Source organism: Roseburia sp. CLA-AA-H209, assembly GCF_020687575.1.
GTDB classification, from domain to species: domain Bacteria; phylum Bacillota; class Clostridia; order Lachnospirales; family Lachnospiraceae; genus Roseburia_C; species Roseburia_C amylophila.
Map to the genome: position 1 here is coordinate 71,452 of NZ_JAJEQU010000011.1, position 12,044 is coordinate 83,495.

General features: G+C 39.9%; 9 protein-coding genes. All 9 read left to right on the forward strand.

The genetic code is table 11. From position 1 onward, the window contains the following. Window positions 1–16 precede the first annotated feature (16 nt). Window positions 17–451, forward strand: coding sequence for a dUTP diphosphatase (locus LKD41_RS11020; RefSeq protein ID WP_117698185.1), 435 nt, complete (start codon window positions 17–19; stop codon window positions 449–451). 24 nt (window positions 452–475) lie between these two features. Beyond that, a complete protein-coding gene (locus tag LKD41_RS11025) occupies window positions 476–1,117 on the forward strand; it encodes a phosphoribosyltransferase (protein ID WP_227701189.1) in 642 nt (213 codons plus the stop codon). A gap of 229 nt (window positions 1,118–1,346) precedes the next feature. Continuing rightward, window positions 1,347–2,459, forward strand: coding sequence for an ABC transporter ATP-binding protein (locus LKD41_RS11030; RefSeq protein ID WP_022242472.1), 1,113 nt, complete (start codon window positions 1,347–1,349; stop codon window positions 2,457–2,459). Window positions 2,460–2,570: 111 nt separating this feature from the next. Next, on the forward strand, window positions 2,571–3,641 hold the full coding sequence (locus tag LKD41_RS11035) for a PucR family transcriptional regulator (RefSeq protein ID WP_022242473.1): 1,071 nt from the start codon (window positions 2,571–2,573) through the stop codon (window positions 3,639–3,641). 306 nt (window positions 3,642–3,947) lie between these two features. Continuing rightward, window positions 3,948–8,522: an alpha-amylase family glycosyl hydrolase gene (locus tag LKD41_RS11040; RefSeq protein ID WP_227701190.1), complete on the forward strand. Its 4,575-nt coding sequence runs from the start codon at window positions 3,948–3,950 to the stop codon at window positions 8,520–8,522. A gap of 253 nt (window positions 8,523–8,775) precedes the next feature. Further along, window positions 8,776–9,954, forward strand: coding sequence for a cysteine desulfurase NifS (gene nifS, locus LKD41_RS11045; RefSeq protein ID WP_227701191.1), 1,179 nt, complete (start codon window positions 8,776–8,778; stop codon window positions 9,952–9,954). A 24-nt stretch (window positions 9,955–9,978) separates the two neighbouring features. Further along, window positions 9,979–10,416: a Fe-S cluster assembly scaffold protein NifU gene (gene nifU / locus LKD41_RS11050; RefSeq protein WP_022242477.1), complete on the forward strand. Its 438-nt coding sequence runs from the start codon at window positions 9,979–9,981 to the stop codon at window positions 10,414–10,416. Window positions 10,417–10,494: 78 nt separating this feature from the next. Further along, a complete protein-coding gene (locus tag LKD41_RS11055) occupies window positions 10,495–10,929 on the forward strand; it encodes an RrF2 family transcriptional regulator (RefSeq protein ID WP_227701192.1) in 435 nt (144 codons plus the stop codon). A gap of 154 nt (window positions 10,930–11,083) precedes the next feature. Next, window positions 11,084–12,016, forward strand: a complete 933-nt coding sequence (cysK, locus tag LKD41_RS11060) for a cysteine synthase A (protein ID WP_227701193.1) — start codon at window positions 11,084–11,086, stop codon at window positions 12,014–12,016. Window positions 12,017–12,044: the final 28 nt, after the last annotated feature.

Sequence of the window (12,044 nt, forward strand, 5' to 3'; positions counted from 1 at the left end):
AGGAGTTTTTAGCAGAATGGAAAAGATTCGTATCAAATATTTTACAGATAAAATCGAAAAGCTTACATATATCGATGGCAAATCCGACTGGATTGATCTTCGTGCATCCGAAGAAGTCGAAATGAAAGCAGGAGAATTTAAACTGATTCCTCTTGGTGTGGCAATGGAGCTGCCAAAGGGATATGAAGCACACATTATGCCAAGAAGTTCTACTTATAAGAATTTCGGAATTATTCAGGCAAACAGCTGCGGAATCGTAGACGGTTCCTACTGTGGAGACAATGATATGTGGAGACTGCCTGCAATTGCAATGCGTGATACCGTGATTCATGTTAATGACCGTATCGCACAGTTCCGTATTGTAGAGAATCAGCCGCAGATTCATTTTGAAGAAGTAGAAAGCCTGGGCAACCAGGACAGAGGTGGTTTCGGAAGTACCGGAATCCAGTAAATTATCAAACAGGGGGTAAATCAAATGGAAGAACGTATGGTCAAATTTTATTCACAGGAAAACAACAATCTTGCATTACATGCAATACCGGGGCATTTTGCCACCAGTCATTCGCACATCAATTACTATATTGATGTAACCAGTATAAAAGCCCGCGTGAAAGAGGCAAAAGAAGCTGCAAAAGTGCTTTACCAGAAGACCGGTAATCCATCCTATGTAGATACCGTTGTATGTATGGACAGAACAGAAATGATTGGCGGATTTTTAGCAGAGCGTTTTGAACAGGGAGATTTTATGTCAACCAATCTGCATGAGACTATTTATGTTATTTCTCCGGAGATGAACAGCAGCGGTCAGATGATTTTCCGTGATAATACCAAAAATATGATTACCGGAAAACATATCGTGCTTTTGCTGGATACAACAACAACCGGTGAGACAATCAGAAGATGCTTAGAGTGCATCCGGTATTACGGTGGAATCATTGAAGATGTAGTAGCAATCTTCTCCACTGTTAAGGAAGTAGACGGTCACAGAGTAGAAAGTCTCTTTACCGAGAAAGATGTACCGGGCTATCAGGCATATGAGCAGCATGACTGTCCGTATTGTGCAAAAGGCATGAAGTTAGAGGCCATGGTAAATGGTTACGGATACTCTAAATTATAAAGAAAAGATAAACATTTTCTAAAGTGAAAACCCATTTCTTTCGTCGGATTGTACAAGAAAGAGATGGGTTTTCGTCACTCTGACGAAGAGATAAAAAAATGTACAGAATATCAGTCAGAACATACAAAAAAAAGAAAAATCTTTGTGGAATCCTCGCATAGCCAAAGTGCGTAATATCCTGTATGATAAGGACAGTTAAAAACGAACAAAACATTAGGAGGTTAAACCAATGGCAAGTTTATCATTAAAAAACATTTGTAAAGTATATCCAAACGGCTTTGAAGCTGTTAAGGATTTCAGCCTTGAAGTAGAAGATAAGGAATTCATCATCTTCGTAGGACCATCTGGATGTGGTAAATCTACTACACTTCGTATGATTGCAGGTCTTGAGGAGATTTCTTCCGGAGAATTATACATCGACGGAAAACTCGTTAACGATGTAGAGCCAAAAGACAGAGATATCGCAATGGTATTCCAGAACTACGCTCTGTATCCACATATGACTGTATTTGACAATATGGCATTCGGATTAAAATTAAGAAAAGTTCCGAAGGATGAAATCAAGAGAAAAGTTGAAGAAGCAGCTAAGATCCTTGACCTTGAGAAATTATTAGACCGTAAACCAAAGGCTCTTTCCGGTGGACAGAGACAGCGTGTTGCTATGGGTCGTGCAATCGTTCGTAATCCTAAGGTATTCCTTATGGATGAGCCTTTATCAAACCTGGATGCAAAATTAAGAGTACAGATGCGTTCTGAAATTTCCGCTCTGCATCATAGATTAGGTGCTACAATCATCTATGTAACACATGACCAGACAGAGGCTATGACATTAGGAACCAGAATCGTTGTATTAAAAGATGGTGTTATCATGCAGGTTGATTCTCCACAGAAATTATACAATGAGCCAGATAACTTATTCGTAGCTGGATTCATCGGATCACCACAGATGAACTTCGTAGATGCTAAATGCAATATTGAAGGTGAGAAGGTTTCCCTTACATTTGACAATACAACTGTTGTATTACCACCAGCAAAAGCTAAGAAATTAATCGAAGGCAACTACAACGGAAAGACAGTTGTTATGGGTGTCAGACCAGAAGATATCGATGATTCCCAGATTACAATCGAAACCTTCAAAGACAGCATCATTGAGACAGATGTAACCGGATATGAGTTACTTGGTTCTGAAGTATTATTATACTTCGAAGCTGCAGGAGTTCAGATGACAGCTAAGGTTGATTCCAGAACACCGGCTCGTTTAGGCGACCATATCAAACTTGCTATCGATCCTGAGAAGGTTCATGTATTCGACAAAGAGACTGAATTGACAATTACTAACTAATTCGGTACAATCGAACTGAATATAGTGCAATAACCCGGGTGCTATATGCATCCGGGTTTTTTATCGATAAAAGTTTTTTTTCATATTATATATAAGTAAGGAGTACGCAGAATGCTTTCAAATCATAAGCTACAGACAACATTAGAAGAAATCAGTGATATATCCAAAATCGGACTTGCCCTTTATGACGAAAACGGAAAGCAGGTTGCAGCAACATTTCAGATTGAAACAGATATGCATGCAGAGGTTGTGAATTTTGCAGCATCCATGGCAGAAAGCCAGATGTTGTCGGGCTTTCATTTCTTTAAAGTAATTGCGGAACAGGAAGTAGAATATATTCTTCTGGCGCGTTCCACTAATGATGAAGCATATATGGTGGGAAGACTTGCCGTATGCCAGATTCGGAATCTGATTGCCTCCAACCGGGAACAGTCGGATAAGAATAACTTTATGCAGAATATCCTTCTTGGAAATATGCTGGTTGTAGATATGTATAATAAGGCAAAGAAGCTGCATATTGAGCAGGCAAAGCGTCTGGTTTATGTCATAGAAGTGGATGGCAGAAAAGATTCTGTTATTGTAGAAATGGTGAAGAATCTTTTTGCAGACCGCAACCGGGATTTTGTAACAGAGTTAGACGAGCAGAACATTATCCTGATTAAGGATGCAACAGATTTGAAAACAGAAGAGGATGCATTGCATCTGGCGAAAACAATTGTAGACAATCTGCATGCAGAAGCGATGGTGCGTGTCCGGGTGGGTTATGGTAATACGGTAAATACCCTGCAGGATATTGCCAAATCTTATCAGGAAGCCAAGATGGCACTGGAAGTAGGAAGAATCTTTAATGTAGAAGAGGAAACCATTTCCTACGGAAAGCTTGGCATCGGCAGACTGATTTACCAGCTTCCGATGAGCCTTTGCGAAATGTTTATCAAAGAGATTTTTGGTGAGCGGAATATTGATTTAGATGATGAAACGATGGTGACAATCCAGAAATTTTTTGAGAACAGCCTGAATATTTCAGAAACAGCAAGGCAGCTATACATCCACCGGAATACGCTGGTATACCGTTTAGAACGTCTGGAAAAGATGATTGGACTTGATATCCGCAAATTCGAGGATGCCATGACTTTTAAGATTGCCATGATGGTCATTGCACATATGGATTACCAGAATTAGCTGCCAGGTTTTGCGGAACTATGAAAATTTAATTATGTAAATTATATGGGACAGTACCATCGGTGCTGTCCTTTTTTCGAAAAAATTATCATGCGGAAATTGTGTAAAATGAATTGTAAAAATGAGCTTCAAGACAGAAATTAGTTAAAATGCACAAAAAAGAATTTCTTTTTTAGTTTATTTGCGGATAGCGAAAGTAAAAAAATTAGAATATAATTAATTATCGAAAAACTGCGAAAACGTAATCGGAGGGAAAACGTAATCGCAGGGAAATATAAAATAAAACGATGAAAAGGAGAGGGAAAGATGAGAAAGTTAAAAGAACGCTTTCACAGGAAACATGGCATTGTAAGCCGTATCTTTAGTATGGTACTTGCACTTGCTATGATTGTGACCATGGTTCCGGCAATCGGTGGTGCAACCACTGCATATGCTGCGAGCCCGACAATCCGGTTGTACCTGGACAAACCAAGTACATGGAATACACCGGTTGTCAATGTCTGGGCTGCCGGTGCTACGGTAGATAACCATGACGCAGGAAATGCCGCCATTTCACAATGGGGGGATCAGGAAAAACCAAAGCTTGCATATGAGGAAAGTTCTGGACTCTATTATGTAGATGTACAGAGCAGTGAGTGGACAGGTTTTCAGTTTGTTGATGCAGGTTCTACTGAGAAGGCTGCACCGGAGATAAAGACAGAAGGAGCTGCAATTGAGCAGATTAAGACTTTTACTTCTGATACAAGCATTTATTGTTTATTGGATGACAATGGAAAATATCAGTGGTATAAGGATGCTTCAAAGAATGAAACATTGATTCCGGAGTCTGTACCAACAGAATGTGATCTGACTATTAATTATAAGAGCACATTAGGCAATGATGTTGCTGCATATATATATCATGAGACCAATAAGCCGGCAGGTGAATGGCCGGGAAAAACCATGACTGCAGCAGAAGGTCATGAAGGCTGGTATACAATGCATCTGACATTAGATAACAGCACAGATTATGATCTCATTTTAAATGATGATGGACATGGAAACCAGTTAGACGGAGTAACACTTTCTACAAAAGGAAAGGCAGAAGCAGAGTACTGGTTCGATGGTTCTTTGTCAGAGACAAAACCTGCTGATTGGAAATATGTAACAACCATTCATTATCTTGCTTCAGGAATGGGAAGCACTATTTACAATCATATGTGGGGAGCAGATGCCTCTGCAACAGGAGCAGGTGTTGGAAAAGAATGGCCAGGTGGACAGATTTCAGAAAATGCTGACCATTCCGGATGGTATGATGTAGTATATACACAGGATGTAAAACAGAATTTCAGCTGTATTTTTAATAATAACAATGGAGCACAGACGGATAATATTGATGTTTCTGTAACATCAACAAGTACTGAACTCTGGGTTACCGGAACCAAAGGTGGTGGTGATACAACCGTATATAAAACAGCACCGGACAGCTGGGAGGCACCGGTTCCAGACCACACATTTACAATGTATTATTACAATGAAGATTTATCAACAGACACAGACATGGGAAAAGTTGATATGTGGATGTGGAATGCCGGATTAAATGGATCATATGTTTTTGATGAAACAGAATATGATGCTGCAAATAATGTGACATGGTTTAAAAAGACCATTACAGTTGCCGGCAGTAATGTGGGAAAAACAGTAGGATTAAAGGCACGTTATGACATAACACAGGGATGGGATGGCGGCTCTGATACCGCAGACCGTTCTTTTACAATAAGCGGTGATGAGAATGAGGTATTATATTATGTGGATGGTTCAGATCCGGTTCATGAGAAACCGACAATCGTACCAACGGAAAAGAGATACCTTGTATTGGATTATGAGAATCCGGGATTAAAAGAAAAAGGTATTACACCACAGTTCTATACATGGTCATCAGGATATGCTTCAGTATTAACCGATTTTACATACGTAGGTGGAGATAAATGGACAGTAACGATTCCTGCAAAACCATCCTGCACAAAGGTTGATTTTTGTATTGCATTAGATTCAACAGGTGACCCATGGATTAAAGATGGTGGAGACCATTCCGTTACATTCCCTTCTGACCAGAAGGTTATCTATGCCAGCATGAAAGCCGGCAGTGAGCCGGAAATTGCTATGCCATATAATACTGGCTATGAAGTAGATGCAGAAAATCAACAGGTATCATATTACTATCGTGATGATGCTGCATTTGTAGATGGCACCTTAAAGGATATGACAGTATCTGTTGATGTAGACGGAACAGAGTATCCAATGACATACAATGATACAACAAAGCGTTTTGAGTATGTAAAGAGCGGCTTGACAGATGGTAAAACACATTATCGTTACAAAGCAAATGGAACTTATGTTGTAGATGCATTCAATTCAAACAGTGAAGAGTACAAGAAAGCAGATTACTCATATTTTGAATACTATAAATTAAATGCAACAGTTACAGCAGAAGTTATGAATAAATCCTTTAACTACAATGAAAATGATGTTGTTAAGTTTAAGGTTGAACAGGCTGATACAGACACTCAGAAACTTGAAGTAGCAAGTGCAAGTATTGATGTTTCTTCTCTTGGTGGAAGCAGTGCAATGCCGATTGAACCGGAACTGCAGGCAGTTACCATTTCTGCAACAACAGATACAACATTAGGAATTAAGACATTACCAATTACTGTAACAGACCAGTACGGTAATAAATTCAGTACTACAGTGGATGTTGAAATCACAGACCGTGTGAAGGAAAACAAAAATGATTTCGACTGGGATGAATCTGTTGTCTACTTTATGGTGACAGACCGCTTCTTTGATGGCAATGAATCTAACAATACAGCAAGTGGTGCAGATACATACGGAGACAATCCGGGACTGTATCATGGTGGAGATTTTGCAGGTGTAACAACCAAGTTAGATTACTTACAGGATTTAGGTGTAAATACAATCTGGATTACACCAATTGTAGAGAATGTGAAAGGTGTAGCTGTAACAGATGAGGGTTCAGAAGATGTTCCTTATAATGCAGCATACCATGGATACTGGGCAAGTGATTTTACAAAATTGAATCCGACACTTGGTACAACAGAAGAATTTGAAACTATGATTAGCGAAGCACATAAACGTGGCATGCGTATTATGGTTGATATTGTTGTAAACCATGCTGGATATGGTACAGAATCAACATTTGCTGATATGCTTAGGGATAAGAGCGTCAGTGAAGGCGATATTAAATCATGGCAGTCTGGCTTGCCGGATTTTGCAACAGAAAATGCAGATGTCAGGGCAAAATTAGTAGAATGGCAGACATCATGGATGAAGGATTATGGTGTTGACTATTTCCGTGTAGATACAGTAAAGCATGTTGATAGTACAACATGGGCAGCACTTAAAAATTCTACAACAGAAGTAAATCCATCCTTCAAGATGATTGGAGAATATTATGGCGCAGGATATGCGTCAAATGGTAGTACCTTAGGTACCGGTCAGATGGATGCAGACCTTGATTTTGATTTTAATGACCAGGCAACAAGCTTTGTCAGTGGTAATATTTCTTCTGTAGAAAGCTTCCTTTCTTCCAGAAATACAGCACTTAATAACGCATACATGACAGGTCAGTTCTTAAGCAGTCATGATGAAGATGGATTTAAGGCGTCCTTAATGAACGGAAAAGGATATACCGAGGATGAGGCAACATCAGCAGCGTTAGTTGCAGCTACCTTACAGCTTACTGCAAAGGGTATTCCGGTGATCTATTATGGTGAAGAAGTTGGTTTAAGCGGATTAAATAATTATCCATACCAGACTAATAGATATGACATGGATTTCTCTCTGGCAACAGAGGACAATGTAACTTATCAGCATTATAAGAATCTGCTGAGCATCCGTAATGCATACACAGATGTATTTGCAAGAGGAAGCAGAAAGGTTGTGGCAAGTTCTGATGAGGAAGGCTATGATGTAGTTTCAAGATCCTATGGAGGAACAACCTTATATGTTGGTATGAATATCAAGGATACCGCAAAAGAAGTAAAAGTTCCGGTTAATGCAAATGCAGGAAATACAGTTGTAAATCTTTATGATGGTAAAACATATACTGTTTCTTCTGATAAGACAGTAACAGTTACCATTCCGGCAGCAAAGGATGGCGGTACTGTAGTGCTGAGAGCAGATAAAAAGATTAATCTTGACATTACTGTTCCGGGTAAAGATTTCCAGGAAGTAATTGATACCATTGATGCTGTGGGAGATACAGCAAAGATTAATGTTACAATGCCAGATACCACAAAAGTTCCGGCAGAAGTATTCAATGGCATGATTGGAAAAGATATTACCATTACCTTCAAACTGAGCGACAACGTAAGCTGGATTGTAAACGGAAAGAACATTGTAAGTAAATTAAAAGATGCAATAGACCTCGGTGTAACCGTAGGTAAGAGCAGCATCCCGGCTGATAAGATTAAAGCATTAGCTGGAGACAACAAGACTATTGAACTTTCACTGGCACATGACGGAGCATTTGGATTTGATGCTATACTTCGTGTCAACGTTGGTGCAGAGAACAGTGGAAAATATGCAAACCTTTACTATTACAATGAAAAGACCGGAGCATTAGAATATGTTCAGGCTTTAAAGGTAAATGCAGACGGAACCGTTGATTTCAAATTCTCACATGCATCTGAGTATGTTATTGTACTTAGCAATACAGATATGAAACCAGCAGCATCTACAACTCCGAATGCAACACCTGCTGTAACAGCAGAGAAGCAGGTTAAGACAGGAGATAATACTCCGATTGCATGCATGGTAGTATTGTTATTCGTTGCAGGAGCAGCGGTAGTTGTACTTTACAGAAGACGTAAAAGAGTCTAAGCAGAGCAAAACTGCAAACAGGAGAGTTTAGTTTTTATAATGTATATCGTCTGAAATAAGAGGATAGATGGAAAGGGCAGCGAAAGCTGCCCTTTCCCCTTTTAACCTCTTGGATAAATAAAAGTACAAAAGGAATAAATCCAGGCAGAAGATTGACATACTATTCCTAAGGTGTTATTCTTAGTTCCGACTGAATTACTTGGAAATAGGACGAAAATAGCTGATAAAGCAAATTGATAAAGGAGGAAAACCGATGGAATTAATCTATCTGGACAATGCGGCAACAACAAGAACGGACGAGCGGGTAGTGGAGGCAATGCTTCCTTATTTTACCCAGTATTATGGAAATGCATCTACCATTTATGCATTAGGTGAGGAAAGCCGCAAGGCAGTAACAAGGGCCAGAGATATTATTGCAGCAGGAATCGGTGCGAAACCGGAAGAAATATATTTTACGGCAGGTGGAAGTGAATCTGATAACTGGGCACTGAAAGCAACAGCAGAAGCTTATAAAGAAAAAGGAAAACATATCATCACCAGTAAGATTGAGCATCATGCAATTCTTCATACCTGTGAATGGTTGGAAAGACAGGGCTTTGAGGTAACTTATCTTGATGTGGATGAGAATGGACGTATCAATCCGGCAGATGTAGAAGCTGCAATCCGTCCGGATACCATTCTGATTTCTATTATGTTTGCCAACAATGAAATCGGTACCATCGAGCCGATTGCAGAGATTGGTGCAATTGCCAGGGCACATGGAGTTTTATTCCATACTGATGCAGTACAGGCATTTGGTCAGGAGCCAATCCAGGTAGATGAAATGAATATTGATATGTTAAGCAGCAGTGGCCATAAATTAAACGGACCAAAGGGAATCGGTTTCCTCTATATCAGAAAAGGTGTAAAAATCCGCTCCTTTGTACATGGTGGTGCACAGGAGAGAAAGAGAAGAGCCGGAACGGAAAATGTACCGGGAATCGTAGGCTTCGGTAAAGCTGCAGAACTGGCATTTGCTTCCATGGAAGAGCGTACTGCAAGAGAAAGAGAATTGAGAGATTATATGATTTCCCGTTTTGAAAAGGAAATCCCATATGTGAAAATCAATGGAGACAGAGAGCATCGTCTTGCCAATAATGTCAATGCATGCTTCCGTTTTGTGGAGGGAGAATCCATGCTGATTATGTTAGATATGAAGGGGATTTGTGCATCCTCCGGTTCAGCATGTACTTCCGGTTCCTTAGACCCGTCTCATGTATTGCTGGCAATTGGTCTGCCACATGAGATTGCACATGGTTCACTCCGCCTGACTTTAGGCGCAGATACCACCAAAGAGCAGATTGACACCACGGTAGATGCAATCAAAGAGATTGTTGCACATTTACGCAGCATGTCACCGTTATACGAAGATTTTGTAAAGAACCAGCAGTAATAGAGAAGAAAAGGAGTAACGATTATGTATAGTGAAAAAGTTATGGATCATTTTCAGAATCCGAGAAATGTAGGGGAGATTGAAAATGCCAGCGGAGTAGGAACAGTAGGAAATGCAAAATGCGGTGATATCATGCGAATCTATCTTGATATTGATGATAATGGTGTGATTCAGGACTGTAAGTTTAAGACCTTTGGCTGTGGTGCTGCAGTTGCAACCAGCAGTATGGCAACAGAACTGGTAAAGGGAAAGACCGTACAGGAAGCATTACTTGTAACCAATAAAGCAGTAATGGAAGCATTAGACGGACTTCCACCGGTTAAAGTGCATTGTTCCCTTCTGGCAGAAGAAGGTATTCATGCTGCACTTTGGGATTATGCTGAGAAGAATGGCATTGTCATTGAAGGCTTAAAGAAGCCGAAGAACGACATCTCTGAGGGTGAAGAAGAGGAAGAATATTAAAAATAACATATCCATATTGACATAGTAGGAAAAAAGGAATATACTGTACCCATAGACAAATAGAAATGGAGGTACAGTATGAAGATTTCAACAAAGGGACGTTATGCTGTCCGACTTCTTCTTGATATAGCAATGAATGATGAAGTTGAACCGGTACGTCTTAAAGATGTTGCGGAACGTCAGGATATTTCCATGAAATACTTGGAACAGATTATTTCTACACTGGTACGGGCAGGGTTTGTTAAGAGCATCAGAGGCCCCCAGGGAGGATATCGTTTATCAAAGACACCGAAGGAATATACGATAGGGATGATATTACGTCAGGTAGAAGGAAGTCTTGCACCGGTATCGTGTCTTGAGGATGAGGTGAACACCTGTGAGCGTCAGTCAGAATGTGTAACACTTCGTATCTGGAAAGAATTAAATGATGCGATTAAGAGTGTAGTAGACAAGTATACGTTAAAGGATTTGATGGAATGGCAGCAGGATATCAGCAGCGATTATGTCATTTAAATGGACGAGGTCGATGTGTACCAATGAAACAAAATATTTTAAATAATTTATTTGAAAAAAGTCTTGACAATTGGTACGCATCGTTTTATATTATACTTAATCCATATCAAACAGATAGGAAATATATGAATTTAGGGAAAAGGAGATTATTATCATGGCAAACATTTATAAAGGAACATTAGGACTGATTGGAAATACACCATTAATCGAGGCAGTTAATTTAGAAAAGGCGTATAACTTAGAAGCAAAATTACTTTTCAAACTGGAATATTTCAATCCGGCAGGAAGCGTAAAGGACCGTATCGCAAAAGCAATGATTGAAGATGCAGAAGCAAAAGGACAGTTAAAAGAAGGTTCTGTTATTATCGAGCCGACATCCGGAAATACAGGAATTGGTCTTGCAGCACTTGCGGCAGCCAAGGGATACCGTATCATTCTTACTATGCCGGAATCCATGAGTGTTGAACGTAGAAACATCTTAAAGGCTTACGGTGCAGAAATTGTTCTGACAGAAGCAAGCAAAGGAATGAAAGGTGCAATTGCAAAAGCGGATGAACTTGCAAAAGAGATTCCAAACAGCTTTATCCCTGGACAGTTTGTAAACCCTGCGAATCCAAAAGTACACAAAGAGACAACAGGACCGGAAATCTGGAAAGATACGGACGGAGCAGTAGACATCTTTGTAGCAGGAGTTGGTACAGGTGGAACCGTAACAGGAACCGGTGAATACTTAAAAGAGCAGAAAGCAGATGTTAAAGTTGTAGCAGTAGAGCCGGCATCTTCACCGGTATTATCCGAAGGTAAGAGTGGAGCACATAAGATTCAGGGTATCGGTGCAGGATTCGTACCGGATGTATTAAACACCAGAGTATATGATGAGGTATTTCCGGTAGAGAACGAAGATGCTTTCCGTGTGGCAAAAGAAATTGCACACAAAGAGGGCGTATTAGTAGGAATTTCTTCCGGAGCAGCAGCTTATGCAGCAATTGAACTGGCAAAGAGACCTGAAAATAAAGGAAAAACAATTGTAGCTTTATTACCGGACAATGGAGACAGATATTATTCAACAGCTTTATTTACAGAGTAATTTGCAGTAGAATGGAAAAAATCTGATG